This window comes from Cohnella ginsengisoli (assembly GCF_029525555.1).
In the GTDB taxonomy this organism is placed as follows: Bacteria; Bacillota; Bacilli; order Paenibacillales; family Paenibacillaceae; genus Cohnella; species Cohnella ginsengisoli.
Genome location: NZ_JAPDHZ010000005.1, coordinates 37090 through 56843 on the forward strand (window position 1 = coordinate 37090; position 19754 = coordinate 56843).

29 protein-coding genes and 3 pseudogenes are annotated in these 19754 nt (G+C 50.4%); 21 read left to right on the top strand and 11 right to left on the bottom strand.

From position 1 onward, the window contains the following. Positions 1-44 precede the first annotated feature (44 nt). Positions 45-653: a Ger(x)C family spore germination C-terminal domain-containing protein gene (locus OMP38_RS26190; RefSeq protein ID WP_277567702.1), complete on the top strand. Its 609-nt coding sequence runs from the start codon at positions 45-47 to the stop codon at positions 651-653. Beyond that, a complete protein-coding gene (locus tag OMP38_RS26195; RefSeq protein WP_277567703.1) occupies positions 650-880 on the top strand; it encodes a hypothetical protein in 231 nt (76 codons plus the stop codon). The genes OMP38_RS26190 and OMP38_RS26195 overlap by 4 nt, the downstream gene beginning before the upstream one ends. Here the strand turns inward: OMP38_RS26195 and OMP38_RS26200 are convergent. From OMP38_RS26200 to OMP38_RS26225, 6 genes are all read right to left on the bottom strand, one after another. After that, the gene (locus tag OMP38_RS26200) at positions 869-1969 is read right to left on the bottom strand and encodes a GerAB/ArcD/ProY family transporter (protein ID WP_277567704.1); all 1101 of its coding nucleotides are present in this window, start codon (positions 1967-1969) and stop codon (positions 869-871) included. The genes OMP38_RS26195 and OMP38_RS26200 overlap by 12 nt on opposite strands. A gap of 215 nt (positions 1970-2184) precedes the next feature. Beyond that, complete coding sequence (locus tag OMP38_RS26205; protein ID WP_277567705.1) at positions 2185-2790, bottom strand: VIT1/CCC1 transporter family protein; 606 nt, start codon at positions 2788-2790, stop codon at positions 2185-2187. A 30-nt stretch (positions 2791-2820) separates the two neighbouring features. Then, positions 2821-3294: a DUF2231 domain-containing protein gene (locus OMP38_RS26210; protein ID WP_277567706.1), complete on the bottom strand. Its 474-nt coding sequence runs from the start codon at positions 3292-3294 to the stop codon at positions 2821-2823. 126 nt (positions 3295-3420) lie between these two features. Beyond that, a complete protein-coding gene (locus OMP38_RS26215) occupies positions 3421-4386 on the bottom strand; it encodes a sensor histidine kinase (protein WP_277567707.1) in 966 nt (321 codons plus the stop codon). Beyond that, positions 4337-4735 carry a hypothetical protein gene (locus tag OMP38_RS26220; protein WP_277567708.1) on the bottom strand — a complete coding sequence of 133 codons (399 nt, stop codon included), beginning with the start codon at positions 4733-4735 and terminating at the stop codon, positions 4337-4339. Before OMP38_RS26220 ends, OMP38_RS26215 begins: the two co-directional genes overlap by 50 nt. Further along, on the bottom strand, positions 4716-5402 hold the full coding sequence (locus OMP38_RS26225) for a response regulator transcription factor (RefSeq protein ID WP_277567709.1): 687 nt from the start codon (positions 5400-5402) through the stop codon (positions 4716-4718). Before OMP38_RS26225 ends, OMP38_RS26220 begins: the two co-directional genes overlap by 20 nt. A gap of 116 nt (positions 5403-5518) precedes the next feature. Between OMP38_RS26225 and OMP38_RS26230 the strand changes: the two genes are divergently transcribed. From OMP38_RS26230 to OMP38_RS26245, 4 genes and pseudogenes are all read left to right on the top strand, one after another. Further along, positions 5519-6097 carry an FMN-binding protein gene (locus tag OMP38_RS26230; RefSeq protein ID WP_277567710.1) on the top strand — a complete coding sequence of 193 codons (579 nt, stop codon included), beginning with the start codon at positions 5519-5521 and terminating at the stop codon, positions 6095-6097. 34 nt (positions 6098-6131) lie between these two features. Continuing rightward, positions 6132-6992, top strand: a pseudogene (locus tag OMP38_RS26235) (FAD:protein FMN transferase). 3 nt (positions 6993-6995) lie between these two features. Then, a complete protein-coding gene (locus tag OMP38_RS26240; protein ID WP_277567711.1) occupies positions 6996-7856 on the top strand; it encodes an RnfABCDGE type electron transport complex subunit D in 861 nt (286 codons plus the stop codon). An 80-nt stretch (positions 7857-7936) separates the two neighbouring features. After that, a complete protein-coding gene (locus tag OMP38_RS26245) occupies positions 7937-8167 on the top strand; it encodes a ferredoxin (RefSeq protein ID WP_277567712.1) in 231 nt (76 codons plus the stop codon). Positions 8168-8308: 141 nt separating this feature from the next. Here the strand turns inward: OMP38_RS26245 and OMP38_RS26250 are convergent, their stop codons facing one another. After that, positions 8309-9130, bottom strand: coding sequence for a histidine phosphatase family protein (locus OMP38_RS26250; protein ID WP_277567713.1), 822 nt, complete (start codon positions 9128-9130; stop codon positions 8309-8311). Between the two features lie 204 nt (positions 9131-9334). Here OMP38_RS26250 and OMP38_RS26255 point away from each other — a divergent pair, with 204 nt between their 5' ends. The 11 genes and pseudogenes from OMP38_RS26255 to OMP38_RS26305 all read left to right on the top strand — a co-directional run bounded on the left by OMP38_RS26255 (position 9335) and on the right by OMP38_RS26305 (position 15502). Then, complete coding sequence (locus OMP38_RS26255) at positions 9335-9910, top strand: sulfurtransferase TusA family protein (RefSeq protein WP_277567714.1); 576 nt, start codon at positions 9335-9337, stop codon at positions 9908-9910. A gap of 38 nt (positions 9911-9948) precedes the next feature. Next, positions 9949-10344: a DsrE/DsrF/DrsH-like family protein gene (locus OMP38_RS26260; protein ID WP_277567715.1), complete on the top strand. Its 396-nt coding sequence runs from the start codon at positions 9949-9951 to the stop codon at positions 10342-10344. Positions 10345-10366: 22 nt separating this feature from the next. Continuing rightward, entirely contained in the window at positions 10367-11515 is a 1149-nt protein-coding gene (locus OMP38_RS26265) for an MBL fold metallo-hydrolase (RefSeq protein ID WP_277567716.1), read from the top strand. 16 nt (positions 11516-11531) lie between these two features. Next, positions 11532-11759, top strand: a complete 228-nt coding sequence (locus OMP38_RS26270; protein WP_277567717.1) for a sulfurtransferase TusA family protein — start codon at positions 11532-11534, stop codon at positions 11757-11759. Between the two features lie 322 nt (positions 11760-12081). Next, positions 12082-12874: pseudogene (locus OMP38_RS26275) on the top strand (sulfite exporter TauE/SafE family protein). 93 nt (positions 12875-12967) lie between these two features. Continuing rightward, complete coding sequence (locus OMP38_RS26280) at positions 12968-13441, top strand: DsrE/DsrF/DrsH-like family protein (protein WP_277567718.1); 474 nt, start codon at positions 12968-12970, stop codon at positions 13439-13441. A 68-nt stretch (positions 13442-13509) separates the two neighbouring features. Next, on the top strand, positions 13510-13779 hold the full coding sequence (locus tag OMP38_RS26285; RefSeq protein ID WP_277567719.1) for a metal-sensitive transcriptional regulator: 270 nt from the start codon (positions 13510-13512) through the stop codon (positions 13777-13779). Positions 13780-13827: 48 nt separating this feature from the next. Continuing rightward, positions 13828-14151: a rhodanese-like domain-containing protein gene (locus OMP38_RS26290; protein WP_277567720.1), complete on the top strand. Its 324-nt coding sequence runs from the start codon at positions 13828-13830 to the stop codon at positions 14149-14151. A gap of 66 nt (positions 14152-14217) precedes the next feature. Next, positions 14218-14634, top strand: a complete 417-nt coding sequence (locus OMP38_RS26295) for a rhodanese-like domain-containing protein (protein WP_277567721.1) — start codon at positions 14218-14220, stop codon at positions 14632-14634. Then, entirely contained in the window at positions 14618-15007 is a 390-nt protein-coding gene (locus OMP38_RS26300) for a rhodanese-like domain-containing protein (RefSeq protein ID WP_338130663.1), read from the top strand. The genes OMP38_RS26295 and OMP38_RS26300 overlap by 17 nt, the downstream gene beginning before the upstream one ends. Before the next feature lie 111 nt (positions 15008-15118). Further along, positions 15119-15502, top strand: a complete 384-nt coding sequence (locus OMP38_RS26305) for a DUF302 domain-containing protein (protein WP_277567723.1) — start codon at positions 15119-15121, stop codon at positions 15500-15502. Between the two features lie 283 nt (positions 15503-15785). Here the strand turns inward: OMP38_RS26305 and OMP38_RS35135 are convergent, their stop codons facing one another. The 3 genes from OMP38_RS35135 to OMP38_RS26310 are packed head-to-tail and all read right to left on the bottom strand — an operon-like array spanning position 15786 to position 16510. After that, positions 15786-15974: a YheC/YheD family protein gene (locus tag OMP38_RS35135; RefSeq protein WP_338130665.1), complete on the bottom strand. Its 189-nt coding sequence runs from the start codon at positions 15972-15974 to the stop codon at positions 15786-15788. A 1-nt stretch (position 15975) separates the two neighbouring features. Then, the gene (locus OMP38_RS35140) at positions 15976-16311 is read right to left on the bottom strand and encodes a YheC/YheD family protein (protein ID WP_338130664.1); all 336 of its coding nucleotides are present in this window, start codon (positions 16309-16311) and stop codon (positions 15976-15978) included. Then, positions 16196-16510 carry a YheC/YheD family protein gene (locus tag OMP38_RS26310; protein WP_277567724.1) on the bottom strand — a complete coding sequence of 105 codons (315 nt, stop codon included), beginning with the start codon at positions 16508-16510 and terminating at the stop codon, positions 16196-16198. The genes OMP38_RS35140 and OMP38_RS26310 overlap by 116 nt, the downstream gene beginning before the upstream one ends. A gap of 593 nt (positions 16511-17103) precedes the next feature. Between OMP38_RS26310 and OMP38_RS26315 the strand changes: the two genes are divergently transcribed. From OMP38_RS26315 to OMP38_RS26330, 4 genes and pseudogenes are all read left to right on the top strand, one after another. Next, entirely contained in the window at positions 17104-17505 is a 402-nt protein-coding gene (locus OMP38_RS26315; protein WP_277567725.1) for an ABC transporter permease, read from the top strand. Positions 17506-17524: 19 nt separating this feature from the next. Further along, positions 17525-18154 (top strand): taurine ABC transporter substrate-binding protein, encoded by a 630-nt coding sequence (locus OMP38_RS26320; RefSeq protein ID WP_277567726.1) that lies wholly within the window; start codon positions 17525-17527, stop codon positions 18152-18154. After that, positions 18123-18569 carry a hypothetical protein gene (locus tag OMP38_RS26325; protein ID WP_277567727.1) on the top strand — a complete coding sequence of 149 codons (447 nt, stop codon included), beginning with the start codon at positions 18123-18125 and terminating at the stop codon, positions 18567-18569. The genes OMP38_RS26320 and OMP38_RS26325 overlap by 32 nt, the downstream gene beginning before the upstream one ends. 92 nt (positions 18570-18661) lie before the next feature. Further along, positions 18662-19312: pseudogene (locus OMP38_RS26330) on the top strand (ABC transporter ATP-binding protein); the annotation flags it as partial. Positions 19313-19390: 78 nt separating this feature from the next. Here the strand turns inward: OMP38_RS26330 and OMP38_RS26335 are convergent. Continuing rightward, positions 19391-19754, bottom strand: a 364-nt coding sequence (locus tag OMP38_RS26335) for a hypothetical protein (protein WP_277567728.1), incomplete at its 5' end; no start/stop codon positions are given.

The window sequence follows — 19754 nt, forward strand, 5'->3', positions numbered from 1 at the left end:
CGATTTATTTATAGCGGCATCGGATAGGGGGGATCGATCCGATCATGGGCACGATCGAAGTCGAGTCTGAAGGGAACGATCCGGGCAAGGCGGAGCTGTTCAAGTTGGCCGGGGCCGCCGTGTTCAAAGATTTGAGATTGGTCGGTTTGCTGAACGGCTATGAAACGGACGGCCTCAATTGGGCGACCAATCATATGAAGGACGGGAGAATCAACGCAGAGCTGCCGGGCGGTCAAGGGAACGTGGGGATGCTCATTACCCATGCCGAACGAAAAATCACGGCTGAAATTAAAGGGGATCGCGTCTGGTTTAACTTATTGCTCCAGGGAAGAGGTACGTTGATCGAAAATAATACCGATCTGGATATCACCCGACCGAAAATGATCGCGCTGGTGCAGCATGCACTGGAACAGTCGGCCAAGAAACAAGTCCAGGACGTCATAATTAAACTTCAAAGGCAATACAACGCAGACGCCGTCGGCTTTGGCCAAATACTCCACCGAAACAAGCCAAAGGAGTGGAAAAAGCTGAAAAGTCGGTGGGATCGAAGCTTTGCCAAAGCGAACATCGCAGTAGACGTGAAGCTGACGATCGGCAGTGCCGGCATGTCCGGGCCGCCTTTACAACTAAACCAGAAGGAGAATCGAAAATGATCGCATACATCGCGGGATACATCGTGCTTGGCAGTGTATGGACGATCATGCGCATGAGATCGCTGCTCGCCTCGCATAAAAACAAAGAAGCGGCCGTGTATGGCGGGACGATGGGCATATGCCTCGTTATCGGTGCCTTGCTGCTGGCGCGGACGAAGCTGCCAAGCTTTATTCTCCCGGTTCAGCGATTGCTCGAGCCCTTCGGACAATACTTGTTAAAGCATTGAAGGCGCGGCCTTTCTTTTGGCAGCGTCCACTATTAACAGCAACAACGGGATAAGGCTTTGATTCAAGAAGGCCAGAAGCGGGAACGTAAAGACGAGATAATTGAGCAGAGCGGCCGCGTTCGGAAAAATCCAGACGGAGCCGATCAAAGACAGCAGGGAGAGCGGAAAGACGAGATCCCGATAGTCGCTAATTCCGAAAATCCGGCTTATGCACACGCAGAATATGAACAGAGACACCGATATTTTGACGAAACAACCGATGACCCATGTGGAAACCGCGATTGCTTCGAGACGCTCGAAAGAGCCTTCGATGCCGATGTATTGGACGACGCTCAAGAACGAATAGGTTAATTTATCCGTCAACGGACCGAGAATCATAACCGTAAGCATGATGAGGCTGACGGACATCAGCGTGACGCACGTCAGGGCGATAAGCGAAACTTTGCGCGCTTTAGAGGAGGATTCGTAGTAGGAAAGGAGCCAGCCCAAAATAAACACCTGATTCATGAATCCGCCAGCGGGATTAAACGCGCCTTGCAGCACCGGGCCGAATCCGTTCTCGACAATCGGCTTGAGTTGATGGACATCGGCGTCCTTGATGGTCAAGACCAGGAGGGGGATGAACAAGACGAGCAGGAGCAAGGTCAAGAACTCGTTGGATCGGGCGATGACTTCAATGCCGAGAAAGGCGGCAATGCCGCTTAAGGCCAGCAAAGTCAAGCTGATCACGAGGAAGGGGCTTTCCGGAAGCAAAAGCGTGCTGACAAAGCCCGTGTGCTGCGTCGTTAAAGTCGATATCGAAATGAACCAGTAATACGCATAGCTGGCCGCCGCTAATTTACCCAGCCATTTCCCGAGAATGCGTGCGCTGTATTGTTCGATGGTCAATCCGGGATATCGCCTCGATAGCTCGCACATGACCCAAATGCTCACGAAGCCGGTCGCGGATGCGATCAGCTCCGAGATCCAGGCGTCCTGCATGGCGAACATTACCGTAAAAGAAGGAACGGTCAACAAGTTCGTCGAGATGATAAAAGTGAAGATCAAGTAACCCAGCTGGGTGCGGCTGATTTTTTCTGTGACCTGCATATGGTTTCTCCGTTTCCCGGCAAATATGTTCCCAGTATTCGCTAGGCGGGAGTCGAATATACATTAGTTTTCAACAAGAAGATTCATAATGGATATTATGTTAACTAAAATGAAGTCAGGATATGACCTTGGCGACAAGAAAGGCGATGCCTGCCGCCACGCCGCCGACTAACGTGGTTTGCGCAGCGCTCTTAAGCGGTCTAGAGCCGGTAAATTTACCTTTTTACGTACCCGAAAATAAATAAGGCAATTAAGGTCGCGATGATGGAGACGAGCAGAGCGGCAGCGGCGCGATGAATAAGGATATAAGGGATTAAAGGAATGAACCCGCCAACGATATACGATAAACCGATCGTAAATGAACTGTTGCGGGCCCTTTTGGGCTCAGGCTCTTCAAGTCCAAGCTCGTGCTTCATCATAAATGCGACCCAACGATTCTGGTCCCCGCTTATTTCCTCGACTGCCGATTCGATGCTTGATTCCTGAATTCCCCATTTTCGGAGAACTTCTGCGACTTCTTCCTTTTCTCGCTCTGGAACTTCAATGATTTCCCGCCGTTCCCTCTGCAGTTCGTTTTCATAATGCTCTCGGTCCGTTCGGGCGGCCAGATAGCCGCCTAATCCCATGGCGATCGAGCCGGCCGCGATTTCCGCAAGACCGGCGATGACGACGATATTCGTACTGGAGACGGACCCGGAGAGACCGGCGGCAAGGGCAAAAGGGACTGTCAGCCCGTCCGACATGCCGATGACGATGTCCCGAATGGTATCGGATGCAGTAAAATGACGTTCAATATGCGTTAACTTTTCGGATTCGTTCACAATTTTCGCTCCTTGCGCAAGCGTCGTCGTTCAATCGTGATTTCCCTTCGGCGGATTTACCGGAGTACCGTTTGCCTTCACGCCTATGCCATTGTCGTAAACCATTTTTCCGCCATAATAACCGGTTCCCAAGACTAAAGCACAGGAGGCAATGGCAATTGCTAAATAAACAATAAGCGAGAATTTGAAAAGAGATTTTTTGCCTCGAAATATCATGAATAACCTCGCCGCGACAAGAATGCTTACCACCCACGCTGTAATATCCGCTAATGTACTATGGATTTCTAAAAATGAGGTGTTGCCCCGAGCATCTTCCTCGGGTCCGGTTGCTACAGACAGCCATGCGGATAAAACGGCAGCAAGCCAAATCCATATTCCTTGCCTCAGCGGTAAAGCACGGTGTCGGATCGATACAATCAGATCATACAGCAAACCGACGGTAATCAGCACGATCGGAAAGTGGACAAGAATAGGATGCGTGTGGTTTAAGATTTCATTCAACATTCGACTTCCCCCCTTAATGGATGGCTTTCGTTCTGACAGTGTCATTTTAACTTGTATTTATTTAAATTTTCTTAAATTTGCTGTTTCCATTCGGCAGCATCAAAAATATTTCAATTCGGTTTAAACTCAGCGTCGGCGTTGATCCCTTCTGGCCGCAAAACGTCTGGCGAACATCGGGTAATGACGTTCTTGTGTGCGAGGAATCCAAACTTCCGCTTTTGTTCCCAAGCCGATCTCGGAACGAATTCGGATCGTGCCGCGATGCGCTTCAACGATCCATTTGGCGATGGACAGTCCGAGGCCGGTTCCTCCTTGCGAGCGGGAGCGAGCTTTGTCCCCGCGGTAAAACCGCTCGAAGACATGCGGAAGATCTTCCTTGGGAATACCGCATCCGGTGTCAGCGACGCTCAAATAAACCGAATGGGATCGGAACTCGCCACTGACCTGTATCCGTCCCGTGAAGGACGTATATTTGAAGGCATTATCCATTAATATGACCAACATTTGGCGCAAACGCGCCTCGTCTCCCAAAATCGTCAATGGCCGCTGTACGTTTGTTTCGATTTTAACCCGCTTGTTTTCGGCGAGAAATCGAAACTGATCCGCCACTTCGAAAATCAGAGAATCAAGCGCAACATCGGAGGTTTGGATCTGTATCTGGTTAGAATCAGATCGCGCGAGCGTCAGGAGATCGACGATTAGCTTTCCCATCCGCTTACTTTCCTGAAGAATAACGGCGATATTGTGGCTCTCTTCTTCGATGGAACGTTCGGGATGGCGAAGCAGAAGTTCCGTACGGGCCTGTAAAACCGCGGTCGGCGTACGCAATTCATGCGAGGCGTCGGCTACAAAGCGCTGCTGCTTCACCCAAGAACGGTGGATAGGAACGAGCGCTTTCTGTGCGAGAAACAAGCCGGCAAGAATGGAAATGGCCGCGCCTGCCACGATTCCAACGGCAAGATCAAGCGATAGCAAACGGAGCGTATTTTCCACGTCTCTCAAGCTTCGGATAACGGTGATCGAATGTGCCTCGAGGCTGGCGTTAGTATTGAGAAACGTCAAAGCCCGAAAGCGATTGCCGCCCGCCGTCAAGGTTCGAATCGCCCGATCGGCGGAAGGCCTGCGCAGCTGCGCGGCTATCTTCGGATCGAGCGACCGATCGGGGGGATTGTCCGATCAAGCTACCGTTCGGATCCCAGAAAAGGTAAGTCGTTTTCTCATCCTGCTGGGGATCTTGATCCTTGCCGCGAATCAGCTCCGTCAAATTATGGAACGATTCAATTCGAGGCACCGATTGCATTAGCACTTCATCAGCTTCATGAATTAGGCGATGCCGCAAATGAACGTAAAGCACGGAGCTGAGCAACAAAAGAACGAGCAGGAGGACAGCGGCGTTCAGGATGGCCAGCCTAATACGGAGGTTACTGAACATCTGATTCACCCGTAAACTTGTAACCGACTCCACGAATGGTGCGAAGCGCCGAATCGGCGCCTAGAGAGGCTAGCTTCTTGCGGAGATGGTGTACGTACACGTCGACGGCCGTCAATTCCGACGATGAGTCAAAACCCCATACCCGTTCAAAAATCTGGTCACGGGTTATAATTCGGTCTTTGTTGCATAGAAAGCATTCCAGCATTTCGTACTCCTTGACCGTCAAATTCAGCGACGCGTCGCCAACGAATGCCGACCGATCCGCAGGAACGAGTCGGATGGAGCCCGCCTTTAATTCGCCTTCCTGCCCGATCGTGCCCTTCCGGCGAAGGACTGCCCGTGTGCGGGCTAGCAGCTCGGAGACAGCGAACGGTTTTGTGACGTAGTCGTCCGCACCTGCATCGAGCCCGGCCACCAGATCCTCCACGGCATCTTTAGCCGTCAGTATAATAACCGGAATTTCCTTGTTTTTCACTCTCAGCTTGCGGACGATATCGATTCCGTTCATTCCCGGCAACATCACGTCGAGAACGATCAAATCGTGAACGGCCTTCTCAGCCCAATACCAGCCATCATCGCCGTTCTCTATGCCGTCGGTCGTAAACCCTTCGCCTTCAAAGACGTCACGGACGATCCGAAGAAGAGAAGCATCGTCCTCTACCACCAGCACTCGCATTCTGATCCCACCCATTTCGGTCTCATCATCCTCACCATGTTATCAAAAAGCCAGGCTTTAAGAAAATTTAAATAATGTCCTGCTACACTGGTCCTGTAGCGCAAGGAGGATTGCCGATGGCCAAAATGAAAAAGAAATGGATCGTTCTTTGTTCCGCCGCGATCGGCGTCATTTATGCTTCGGAATATGTTGCGTCGAATTTCCAAGCATACCTGCCACAACCGAGAACGCGAGTCGGAACGGACATGCAGGCTTCAGGCAGCTTATACCCGATCGGCCCGACTTCCACAGAGGGCTTGCTTAACGCGGGCAATCCGATTCCGAGCAGTTCGGCACTTCCGGAAAAGAATGGCGAATCTCCAAACGCCGCCGCCAACGCTACTCCATCAGCGGACGCGCCTGCGAAGAGTCCGGGTTCTGTCAATAAACGCTACAACGACGGTACCTATACGGGGATCGGCAGCAACCGGCGGGGCTCGATTCAAGTTGCCGTCACGGTGAAGCGCGACAAAATTACGGATGTGGAAATCAGTGACTTCGCGATGCATTACTCCGAGAGCGATGTCGTCGATCTGCCGGACCAAGTGCTGCATAAGCAAAGCTCGCAGGTGGACAATGTATCCGGCGCCACATACAGCACGCAGGCTTTCGAGGATGCGGTAGCTGACGCACTGGCGCAAGCGAAGATTGGGTAGGTGGCTAGAGGCGATGCGAAGAACAAAGTTGTACATGGATACTGTCATCGACATTCAGTTAGAGACCGAACGGTCGAAGGCAGAGGCAGAGACGGCTATCGAACGGGCCTTCGCAGCATTTCGCAAGGTGGAGGACGCCTGCAGCCGATTTCATCCCGACAGCGAGCTCATGAGGGCTTGCTGTCAGATCGGCGTTTCGGTGCCAATCGGGTCTTACTTGTTCGAACCGCTAAAGTTCTCTTTGGAACTTGCGGATTGGACAAGCGGCATATTCGATCCGACGGTGGGTGGAACGATGGAGAAGCTCGGTTTTAACCGCAGGTACTTGACGGGTGAAATGGCGGACAATCCATCAGACAGTTCTGTCTCTTTTCGGGACATCGAGCTGGACGCGCATAATCGGACTTTGCTGCTGCGAAAACCAATGGTCATCGATCTAGGAGCGGTGGCCAAAGGGTTCGCCATCGATTTGGCGGCTAGGGAGCTCCGTCAGTTCGAACGCTTCATCGTCAACGCCGGCGGCGATCTGATCGCGGGTGGGGCAGATGAGCGAAACAACGTCTGGAACATCGGGATCCGTCATCCGAAACGGAGGGACGAGTCCGTTCAGACGGTGAACATATCGAACGAAGCCATCTGCACGTCCGGAAGCTACGAGCGAAGAAGCGCCGCCTTTGGAGGCGTCCATCATATCGTCGATCCACGAACAACATAGTCGCCGAACGCCTGGGTCAGCTGCAGCGTCATCGCTCCCTATGCCATGCTGGCTGACGCCTTTTCGACCGCCGCATTTCTACTGGGAGAGGAAGAGGCCGAGTCTCTTCTCGAACAGGCTGGGCTTCATGGCGTTTTCATCAAGCCGGATTTACGGATCGTCAAGGTTGGAGGAATGTAAGAAATGAAACCGAAGGTATGGCTCAAGTCGCCGAAAGGAAACGTACTGCTCATCCTGCTCGCGTTCCTGGGAATCGCCTCCGCCGCTTCCCGTGAATGGGATGGCGTGAAGAATGCCCTGATTGCGGTCGCATCGGCAGTCGCTTTCGACGCCGTCTGCTGTCTGATCGAGCGAAGGAAACGAATTTTTCTCGACGGTGCATTCATCACAGGTTTGATCGTCGCCTTGATTCTGAGCCTTACGTCTCCATGGTACGTCGTTGCGGCAACCGTCGCCGTATCCATTTTGTCCAAGCACTTGTTAGCTTACCGGAAAAAGCCGCTGTTCAACCCTGCGACCTTCGGATTGCTTTTGTCCGTTCCTATTTTTCATGCGCAGCAAAGCTGGTGGGGAGCGTTCGGGGATTTGCCGGTTTGGCTCTTGCCCGTCGTTCTGATCGGCGGCTTCTGGGTGACCAACCGGATTCAGAAATTTCCCCAAGTGTTCTCTTTCGCGGTCGTGTATCTTCTCGCGCTATTCGTCCTGGCCTCTGGCATACTGCCTATTCACGCTGAGAGCTTGCGGACCGGCGGCTTTTATGACGCGCTGAGACCGCCTTTTATCAACGCAGCGCTGTTTTTTGCCATGCTGATGCTGACGGACCCGCCGACTTCACCTGCCAAAACGGCTGATCAAGTCTTATTCGGAGTGATTGTCGGCGCTGCTGGCTCCGTTATCTACGGGCTGTTTGGAGGGCTGATCTATTTGTACATCGGATTGCTGGCCGGCAACGTTTATCAAGCGTTAAGATTCAAGTTTTCAAAGCGACCGACGAGAGCAGCGCGTCCCGAACCTGAAATTCAAACTCATCGCTATTTAAGCTAATTTAAAGCTTGTTTCTATATACTCGCAGTCAAGCATTCGATTCGAAAGCTCGCAGAAAACAACCTTGGAGGGATCGACGCATGGCATTATACACGAGAGTTGACCAGGATACTTGCATTGCTTGCGGAGCGTGCGGCGCCGCGGCGCCCGAACTTTTCGATTATGACGACGATGGGTTAGCGATGGGCATTTACGAGAACGACCGTAACCGAGGGGTAACGGCCATTCCCGGGAGTTTGTATGACGATCTTCAAGATGCCCTTGATGGATGCCCAACCGATTCGATCAAAAGCAGCGACCACTCCTTCTAAAACAGGACGTAGTCGATGATTCAGCAAAGACCAGGATACGAATAATGCCCCGTCCAGGGACGGGGCATTATTCGTATATTCTAAGTAAGTCATTTTCTCCGGGAGACGGCGATCGACTTTTGGAGCCGGTAGACAACTCTTTCAGTTTTGCGAACAGCATAGGGGACGGATCGTGTCGCCAAGGCTGTTTAATTCCTCCAGAGATAACCTCGCAACCACATCAAATCCCTTTCCGCGTCCACGGGGTCTCACGACAACAGTTCCCATATCAGAAATCGGACCGAGTCCTACTCCTGCCGGGAAGCTGTGAAAAATCATAACTTTATTGCTCCCCTTGGGCGGTTGCTCTTCCAGCTCCTCATTAAGGTTATTCAGTATTCTTGCTTGTTCCATCTGATCCAAATTTCCGCTCAAACGATAAATATCATAACCTAACGGATCGACCTTAATATTTCCTGTTTTGAAGGCTAAAGCAGCGGTTTCAATCGCTCTGCAAAATGGACTGGCCTGAATAGGAGCAGCAACCGGGATCCTTAATTTTTGAAAGGCATCTCCATACAAGACGGCTTGCATTCTTCCCAAAGCGGAGAGATTCCGCTGGGTCGTACAATCTTGAAAGCTTAAATTTGCTTGGTCCGTGCCTTCAGTGGCTTCCCCATGTCTGGAATAGAAAATGTAGCCGCCTTCTCGAAGCGAATTTAATAATGCGCGTTGAAATGATCTTGCATGTCGGCCATCATTTTGCATTGAAAAATCGGTTTGGTAGGCTGCTCCCGTTTCTAAGGAAACGATAGCGTAACGATGGGCTATTGCTTTATTCAAAGATTGCTGACTGGCGTAGTGATGGAATAGTGCCGGATGGCTTGCAGCGGCAAGCTTTAAATGCCCGAATAGGTCTGCTTGTTGAAAGTGGTGCGACGCTAATTGTGCAGAATGTATGATTGGTTTAGTAGGGTATGTCAAAAATATCGCTCCTTTAGTTTAATGCCACAGCCATAAAGACATATATAATGTATGCGCCATGGTGTAGGAGTGTCTTTTTTTTCGACGAGGTTGACAAAGAGGCGTCTCGTCGTTAATATACCTATAGGGGTATAGGTAATGGTTTGATATATTCTGAATTGTTCGCCACAAGTAACAAGGAACAAATCAAAGGAGGTTCTTGCATTGTCCGTTATTCACGCGAATCAAACGCTTGATTGCAAAGGTCTTGCTTGCCCAATGCCGATCGTGAAAACGAAGAAGGCGATGGATCAGCTTGAAGCGGGCCAGGTCATTGAAGTTCAAGCAACGGATAAAGGCTCGCTTGCAGATATCCAAAGCTGGGCGAAAAATACCGGCCATCAGTATCTGGGAACGGTAGAAGAGGGAGAGGTACTGAAGCATTATCTACGCAAATCCAGTCCGGGCGAAGTTAAGGAAGAGAGAAAACATCCCGATGTGGTTACGAATGAAGTCTTGTTAGCAAAGCTGGCAGCTGGTGAAAACGTAAAGATACTCGATGTGCGGGAACAGGCGGAAAATGTCTTTAACCGCATTCCGGGCGCCATCTCCATTCCGCTGGGCGAGCTCGAGAACCGCATCAACGAATTGAAGCCGGACGACGACATTCATGTCATCTGCCGCACGGGTACCCGCAGTGATCTTGCCTGTCAGCTGCTGACCGAGAAAGGCTTCAAAAACGTGACAAATGTAGAACCGGGGATGTCCGGATGGACTGGACCAACGGAAAACAACCATTAGTTATACAAAACTAATTACACAAAACGGAGGTTACCAACATGAGTACGAAAGTGGCCATTATCGCAAGCAACGGCGGTTTGTTCGACGCCTACAAGGTATTCAACATCGCAACGGCTTCAGCTGCAACGGATGCCGAAGTGGCGATCTTTTTCACCTTCGAAGGGCTTAATTTGATTCACAAGCAGGCGCATCATCAATTGCCGCTTCCGGCAGGAAGGGAACAAATCGCCGAAGGCTTCAAAAACGCAAACATTCCTAGCATCCCCGAGCTTGTCGCAATGGCACAAGAACTGGGCGTCAAGATCATCGCCTGCCAAATGACGATGGACGTCATGAACCTGAAAAAAGAAGATTTCATCGATGGCATCGAAGTCGGCGGAGCGGTCACGTTCCTGGATTTCGCCAAGGATGCCAACGTCTCGCTGACTTTCTAAAAACAAAGGGGGGAAACGTAAGATGGAGGCCACAACCGGATTGAGCATCATGACGGCCAAGGAACTCACCCAAATCGTCCTGGCCCACGAAGAACTGTTCATTCTCGACGTTCGCAACGAAAGCGACTTTAACGACTGGAAAGTCGAAGGCGAAAGCATCGATATCGTTAATATTCCTTACTTCGACCTGCTGGACGGCGTTGACGATGCGCTGGACAAAATTCCGGACGGCAAAAAACTGCTCGTCGTCTGCGCGAAGGAAGGCTCCTCGAAATTCGTGGCGGAACAAATCGTCGAAGCGGGCCGAACTAACGTGCAATACCTGGAAGGCGGCATGAAGTCGTGGAGCGAGCACCTGGAGCCGGTGAAGGTAGGCGAGCTCAATGGGGGCGGATCGTTGTACCAGTTCGTTCGGATCGGTAAAGGCTGCTTGTCTTATATGGTCGTCTCGAATGGCGAGGCTGCCGTGATCGACACGCTGCGCATGACGGATGTATTCGAGCAATTCGCCAAAGCGCAAGGCGCTCAAATCAAGCATACGCTCGACACGCACCTGCATGCCGACCATATCTCCGGCGGACGCAAGCTGGCAGAGCAAACCGGCGCCACCTACTGGCTGCCGCCGAAGGATGCAGGCGAAGTGACCTTTGCCTATGAGAAGCTTGAGGAAGGTCGGAACATCACGGTTGGCAACACGACGATTCGGATTCAGCCGCTCTACTCGCCGGGCCACACGATCGGGAGCACGTCGTTTATCGTGGACGACCAGTATCTGCTGACCGGAGATATTCTGTTCATCGAGTCGATCGGCCGTCCCGATCTCGCAGGCAAAGCCGAGGACTGGGTGAGCGATCTGCGTGAAACGCTGTACAGCCGTTATAAGGGATTACCGCAGGATCTGTTTGTCCTGCCGGCTCATTTCGGCAAAGTAACGGAGCTGGGTGAAGGCGGCAGGGTGATGGCGAAGCTGTCCGATCTGTATCGCAATAACCCCGGCCTGAACATGAAGGAAGAAGATGCGTTCCGCCGAGCGGTAACGGAAAACCTGCCGCCGCAGCCTAACGCCTATCAGGAAATCCGCCAAACGAATATGGGCAAAATGAACCCAAGCGAAGACGAGCAGCGCGAGATGGAAATCGGTCCGAACCGCTGCGCCGTGCACGATCGTTAAATAAGGAGGAAAAATGATGAAAGCAGATCTTGTTCTAGATACGAAGGGAATGGCTTGCCCGATGCCGATCGTGAAGGCGAAGAAGGCGCTCGACGGTCTCGCCCCGGGCCAGATTATGGAGGTACAATCCACGGATAAAGGATCCGTGAATGACTTTCAAGCGTGGGTCAAGCAAACGAAACACGAGCTTCTTAGCTATAAGGAAGAAAGCGGCATTTATAAATTCTTTGTGAAGAAGATCTAATGGCTCTAAAGGGAATAAGCGAACACATCGGCGTGTTCGCTTATTTCAACTCGTCGTAAACAATCGTTACGCCGAGCGTGCAGTAGCTTTCTTCTTTATAGTGACCCTGCGGGCAGGCTTTGGTGCAGCACGCTGCATTGCTTACCGCTTGTAGCCTGTCATCGCATACCGGGCATTTATCTTCAAATAAAGCCAGGACCTTTCTTAACACCATTACACCTCATTCCACATGCGTTTAATCGGTTTTATTATATCCCTTTTTCGATTATTCGTATATGGCTTACATGAAACTCAGTGCCTAGAAAATCAAAGGAGGAGGCCGATGGACGTTCTGCTATATATTGTTATGATTGTGCTCGGTTTGGTGGGATCCTTCTTTTCCGGCTTGCTTGGGATCGGCGGGGCGATCATCAACTATCCCTTGCTGTTATATATTCCGTTGCTATTCGGCGTCGCTCATTTCTCGGCGCATGAAGTGTCTTCGATAAGCATGTTTCAAGTTTTTTTTTGCTTCGCTCGCGGGCGTATTGGCGTTTCGGAAAAAAAGCAAAAACGGCCCTTCGGTCGTACACAAGGGGCTTGTCCTGTATATGGGCAGCAGTATCCTTGTAGGAAGTCTGATCGGCGGATTCGTTTCCGGCATGTTGAACGGCGATGTTATTAATCTGATCTACGGTATCCTTGCCGTGCTCGCGGTCATCCTTATGCTCATTCCGCGGAGAGGTACGGAAGAGGCGGGTACGGATCAATTGCGCTTCAATAAATGGATTGCGGTAGTCGCCGCTTTTGTGGTAGGCATCGTGTCAGGTATCGTGGGAGCCGGCGGCGCGTTTATACTCATCCCGATTATGCTGACGGTTCTTAAGATTCCGACACGCACGACAATCGCCTCTTCGCTCGCCATCGTCTTTATATCGGCGATTGGCGGCGTCATCGGAAAAATCACCGGCGGCGATATTCCGCTGTGGCCAACCGTGTTCACCGTTATCGGGAGTCTGATCGGTGCGCCGCTAGGCTCGAAAATAAGCGCCAAAATAAACGTGAAAGTGCTGAGATACGGCTTATTTGTATTGATAGCCCTCACCGCTGTTAAGGTTTGGTCGACCATCCTTTAAAGCGCATCCGATAGGGGTTGTAATTCTTTTTTCAAACCTTGTATTATACCTATAGGGGTATAAGTATAGAGATGAAAGGCGGGTTTCATTATAATGGCAGATCAATCGACGATCGTGCTGTTCAGCGGCGATCTGGATAAAGCAATCGCGGCGTTTATTATTGCGAACGGTGCGGCAGCCTATGATCATGAAGTGACGATCTTCTTCACCTTCTGGGGTTTGAATGCACTCCGCAAGGACGAGGTGGTTAAAACAAATAAAGGCTTGCTTGAGAAGGCGTTTGGCTGGATGATGCCGCGCGGCGCCAAGAAGCTGGGCTTATCTAAAATGAACTTCGCGGGTCTTGGTCCCCAGATGATCAAGCATGTCATGAAGAAACACAACGCATTGACGTTGCCTCAATTGATCGAGCTTGCACAAGAGCAGGGGGTAAAGCTTGTGGCTTGTACGATGACAATGGATCTGCTCGGCCTGCAGCAGGAAGAGTTAATCGACGGTTTGGAATATGCAGGCGTAGCCGCGTATCTGGGTGATGCGTCGAACGGCAAGGTCAATTTGTTCATTTAATCGGTGTCGATATTTATTTTTTGCTCTATACTATACCTATACTGGTATGACTGAGAGGAGCAGATAAGATGGAATACAATTACACGGATTCGATGAAAACGCGCCTTCGCCGAATTGAAGGTCAGATCCGAGGCGTGCTGCGGCTGATGGAGGAAGGACAGTCCTGTAAGGACGTCGTAGCGCAGCTGTCAGCCGTTCGCAATGCCTCGGACAAGGCTATTGCACAGATCGTAGCGGAAAATCTGCATCAGTGTATATTGGCTGAGCAAGCCGCCGGCAATCAAGATACCGGAAAAATGGTACAAGAGGCCGTCGAGTTGTTAGTGAAGAGCCGTTAATCGCACACTTGGCCGGTTGATAAAACCATGAATAAGGAGAGAGACCATATGGCATTCAAGATTCCAAAGACATCGACGCCGCAGGATGTGGCTGACAAGCTGAACAAGGGGGAGAAGCTAAATCTGCTTGACGTTCGTGAGCCAGATGAGTGGGCGGCCGGTCATGTCGAAGGTGCCAAGCACATTCCGCTGGGCCAGCTTACCGGACGGATGCATGAATTGGACCCGTCGAAAGAGACCATCGTGATCTGCCGAAGCGGCAATCGGAGCGGCCTGGCTTGCGAATTGCTCAGCGAGCAGGGATTCGACGTTGTGAATATGACCGGCGGACTGAACGCTTGGACGGACAAGCTGGTATCTCTAACGCTATAAAATAACCACGAACTGCGGCAGCTGCGTCATCGATCAGCTGCTGCAGCGCTGTAGAGAGGACTTCATATGATACTCTTGTCTGTCCTTGCCGGGGCTGTGATCCTGTGGGTCCTGCACGGGTATTTGCCCGTTCCTTCCCTCTATAATGTGCACGGCATTGAATGGGTGGATTCAAATCAAAACAATCCAAATGTGAAAATACTCGATGTAAGGGATGCGTCGGACTATCTGGAGCGACATGTTCCCGGCTCGATCAATATATCACTCGGACGCCTGCCTTATGTGTGGCATAAAGAGCTATCCCAGGAAAACAAAGTTGTTATATTGTCCGCAAGCCGTTATCAGCGCAATAAAGCCGCCCGCATCTTGCATAAGCGCGGTTTCCGGCAACTATATGCGGTAAAAGGTCATGTTTTTATGCCGACAGGCAAACGATCCAATGCGGAAGGGTGTGGATGTTTTGGACATGGGTACAATCATTAACATTGTATTTATCGCGCTTGTCGTTTGGTTTGCTTATACGAGGTTTAAACCGGCTAAAGGGCTCCGGAACCTGAACGCAGAGCAATTCCGTACTGAAATGGCGACAACCACACCAGGCAGACCGACGGTCGTGGATGTTCGTGAGCCGAGCGAATATAAGAGCGGATTTATTGCCGGTGCCAAAAACATTCCGTTATCCCAATTGAAGGGACGACTCTCCGAGATCCCGAAGGATCAACCGGTTCTGCTCTATTGCCGAAGCGGGATGCGAAGCAAAAGCGCGGCGAAGGTGCTGCAGAAAAGCGGACATCAAAAACTGTCTCATTTGCAAGGCGGTCTGAGCGCTTGGAACGGCAAACTAGCACGTAAGTAATGTCAGTTCAACGTTTGATGGAGACCGCTTAGGGTAACGATAACACGATTGAGAAATTCAATTGAATACGTTCTGATTGTTGAGGAATGATGATTATGGGAGGCGACACTAATGTTCCATTATACGGTTGATACAACCAAAACGCCTGAACAAGCGATTGAAGCTTTGACGGAAAATCTAAAGGCAGAGAAGTTCGGCGTCCTGTGGCAGCTAGATATGAAGCAGAAGCTGCAAGAGAAAGGCGTTGAATTTGAAATGCCGTATCAGATCCTGGAAGTATGTAATCCGGTCGAAGCCAAGCGTGTATTAACTGAAAACGCATTGGTCGGATACTTTCTGCCTTGCAAACTGGCCGTGTATGTGGAGAACGGCACGACCAAGATCGGCATGCCAAAGCCGACGGCGGTGATTGGGCTTGTGGAGAACGACGCCTTGATGAACATAGCCTCTGATATCGAAAAGCGTTTGACCGCTTGCGTGGATAAGAGCATCTAAGTCATAGCTTACGAGGGCGCTGTCCCAAAAGCCCTTCTAAAGTTGAAACAAGAGGCTGAAATGAAGCCGAATTAGTAAAACGGGACGAAGCAGAGGTATTTTCCTGCTTCGTCCCGTTTACGTTTTTGGTCTACGGCTACTTTCTTGAGCAAATTATGGGCAAGAAACGATGATGGCGCACAAGCGACTTCTATCACGAAGCAACAGAGCATCTGAAGCAAAGGGCAGGAACGGTGACCGACAGGGACAGGACTGGGTCTTCCGATCGCTCATTCTAAGGATGTCATTTTCTCCAGGAGGCAGCAATCGACTTAATGCGGCGGTAGGCAGAACGGTCTTTCAGCTTTGCGAACAGCGTATGGGACGGATAATCGAAATTGACCTCGATTAACCAGACTTTCCCTGACCGATCGATTCCGTAATCGATACCGATCTGTCTGGAATACTTATAGCGGTCGAATCGGTTGCAGATCCTATAACTTAGCTTTTTTTAGCATCTCCATCTTAGCGGCATGGCTCTTTTGCCCCGCCTGACGAAGAGCCTCAGGCACGGACAATACGTATCCATTGCCTCGCCTAACGTTGGTAATCACGCTTCCTGCGCCTGCTACCTTAGCCAGCATCCCGATATAGGTCCAGCGGCTTCGATGACGCATCATCATGACGCGAATGTCGAACGATCTTCCTCCTGCTTTAGCGAGCGGAATCGCTTTTTGAACGACGTGAATCGGCTTTTTCCGAAGCTTGAGCTTGCGATGCAGCGCATTGGGGGGAAGGTAATTCGGTCGCCTTTCCGCTAACCTTGACATACTTATAGCGGCCGGAATCCGTCTTCCAGGCTTTGATGATACCGGCGCCTTGATGTTCGTAATTCGGCTTGATATAGACGGATCCATATTTGTTCAAGTAGCTTCGGAGGCTCATCTTGCCATAGACAGCCGTTGGCGGCATATGGCTGCGGACAAGATTGTCTTTGTAATAAAAACGGTGAAGCTCCCATTTGCCCATCGGTTCACTTCTCCTCGAGGTTCGTCGCTCTTCTTCATTATATGGGCATCTGCGGGACCGGGTTGGGCATTTTCCGAATCGGGCTCGTCGCCGTAAGGGCTTCGGATTTTCAGAAATATGGGCCGGGTCGGATGTCCCCAATCGCTTTAGCGCACATATGATATTCCTACTTGGCAAAAAATTCTGGATAACTGTGGCTAATCGGAGGAGGAAATGAACAACAAACGGCTTGCTTTCTTTTTGTCAATTGGCGTGTTTATCGTCCTTTTATGCGTTTGGATATTGGTTTCGGACAGCGGATTCGTTCCGCTCTTATTTTTGCCCTCTCCAAGCTCCGTGTGGCAAGCCTTTGTTTCTGATGCTTTTGGCCAGGGCTACCACGGGTCAAGTCTTTTGGAATCATCTGGGCACGAGTCTCGCTCGAATTCTCATTGCCTTTCTGTGCTGCGTCCTGACGGCGGTGCCGATCGGACTATTATGCGGGAGATGGCATTCGATTCGCGCTATTGTCGCTCCGCTTGTTCATTTTTACCGGCCATTACCGCCATTGGCCTACTATACGCTTTTAATTTTATGGTTTGGAATCGGGGGAGATGTCGAAGATCATGCTTTTATTTCTTGCTGGCTTCGCTCCGATTTTTATCGCTTGCGTGTCCGCCGTCGAAAGCTTAGATCCCGCCAAAATGCTGGTTGCTCGGATCTTAGGCGCATCGGGCTGGAAGCTTTTCCGATACGTCATTTTCCCTTCCACGCTTCCGGATATCTTTGTTGGCATGCGAACTTCTTTAGGGTTCATCTACACGACGCTTGTCGCAGCGGAGATGGTGGCGGCGGAATCGGGTGTCGGATGGATGGTGCTGGATGCCAGCAAATTTTTGAAGAGCGATCATGTCTTTGTCGGGATTCTGGCGATGGGATTGACCGGGTTGGTTCTCGAAGGTTGTTTCCGGTGTCTGGAACGTCTGTTCGTACCTTGGAAAGGCAAAGCCGAGTAATCGAGGAGGAGTGGTACAATTGAAATTTATACGCCTTGTCGGAATCGTTCTGCTTGCCGCCATGATGGGGCTAATAGCGGGGTGCGGGGACCCGGGCAGTAAATCGAAGGAAATCCGTATCGGGTTTCAGACCATTCCGAACACAGAAGCCGTGGCAAAAGGCGCAGGATGGCACGAAAAAGCCCTGAGCGGATGGAAGGTAAAATGGGTTCCATTTGACTCCGGACGCGACGTAAACAACGCCTTGGCGTCTGACAGCATTGACATCGGATTGGTGGGGTCCACATTAGTTTCGACCGGTTTGTCAAAAGGGATCGATTATGAAGTGATATGGCTTGCAGACGTGATCGGGGACAATGAAGCCTTGGTCGTCAAAGACACAAGCGGCATTCAGGAGATAGGGGACTTGGTCGGAAAAACGATTGCCGTTACTTTTGGCTCTACCACGCAATATTCCTTGCTGGGCGCCTTGCAGGCTTCGCAAATCGATTCAGGCAAGGTTCATATCATAGATATGAAGCCGGCCGATATGCTGGCTGCCTGGAATCGGGGAGATATCGACGGCGGTTACGTCTGGCAGCCGACCTTGCAGCAAATGCAGCAAAACGGGGGGACATGTGCTGATCACAAGCGGGCAACTGGCACATAAAGGCATCGTTACCGCAGACGTAATCGTTGTTCGCAAGTCCTTTGCAGAAAGTCATCCCGAGCAAGTCAAAACCTATCTCGCTTCGCTGAATAAAGCCGTGACGTTATTTCGAAGTCATCCCGATGAAGCTGCCGCAGTCGTAGCCAAAGAATTTGGGATTTCGCATGAAGAAGCCTTAGAGATGATGAAAGAATTGATTTGGCTTTCAGCCGATGAGCAGTTGACCTCCGATTATTTAGGAACGCCCGATCATCAGGGGAACTTTGGGAAAGTGCTGGAGGATACGGCGCATTTCCTGAAGGAGCAAAACCTGATCGACCAGGTGCCTTCTCAAAAGGTATTCCAGGATGCCGTTTCTTCTCGTTTATTGCAAGAAGCTGTACGCGGAGCCGGGAGAAGTCATGAAGGTTCTTGAATTGAAGCATATTTCGCTTGCGTATGAACAAGGCAAGAAAACATTTTGTGCCTTGCAAGACATAAATTTGACGATAGACGAGGGGGGAGTTCGTAACCATCGTTGGACCGTCAGGCTGTGGAAAAAGCAGTTTGCTGGGAATATTCGCAGGAACCTTAACGCCAACGAACGGAGAAGCGCTCTTTCTTGGCCGAAGAATCGAAGGACCCAGTTTAGAGCGCGGAATCATGATGCAGCAGGCCACATTATTTCCTTGGTTGACCGCGATGGACAATGTGGCGTTTGGCTTAAAGATGCAAGGGATCTTAAAGCCAGAGAGAAACAGACGAACGCAAGATGCACTCAGAAGCGTTGGTTTGGAATCCTCGGTTCGACGATATCCTTATGAACTTTCAGGCGGAATGAAACAACGTGTATCATTGGCGCGAACGCTAGTGACCAACCCGAAGATCGTTTTCATGGATGAGCCGCTGGCTTCAGTAGATGCCTTCACTAAACGCCGAATGCATGATTTATTTGTAAAATTGTGGAAAGATACCGGAAAAACATTCGTTATGGTGACGCATGATGTTGATGAGGCTATTCGATTAGGAACAAAATTGATCGTTATGGGAGCCCATCCAGGCCGACTGATTGCTCAATACAATATTCGCGACGATAGTTGCGGCCGCGAATCGATGGAATATGAACGCGAGCACGAACGATTGGCGGAAGTTGTATTTGAATTGCTGAAAAATGAATGAGAATAGTATAGATCGGAAGCAGCTAGATTTGAAATTTAAGCGACAACGAAATCCTTTGATCAAAAGCAATTCGTCTTTTCACGAATTGCTTTTCATTTTGATCACCAAACGATACATAAATGAATGAACAATAAGTTGCAATCTTCGAATAATGTTGCGAGATAATTTATAAGAACTATAGAAAGGTCTCTGAATAAAACGTTTAGCCTTCCAAATGAGATAGTTTTGTTCCTTCATGAAATGTCCATCAACTGCGATGAGCCACTCGTCATCTTTTGTTTGGAGATGATCTACATGATGCATTCCATCCTTACGCCAGTTCCCTTCTTGGTCGGATCCAGTTAGCGAGCATCGCTCTATGATTTCCTCTGCATACTCGTACTCATTCAGCTTTTTGATACGAGCGGCTCTAACCATCTTTCCGTACGATGGAACTCCATCT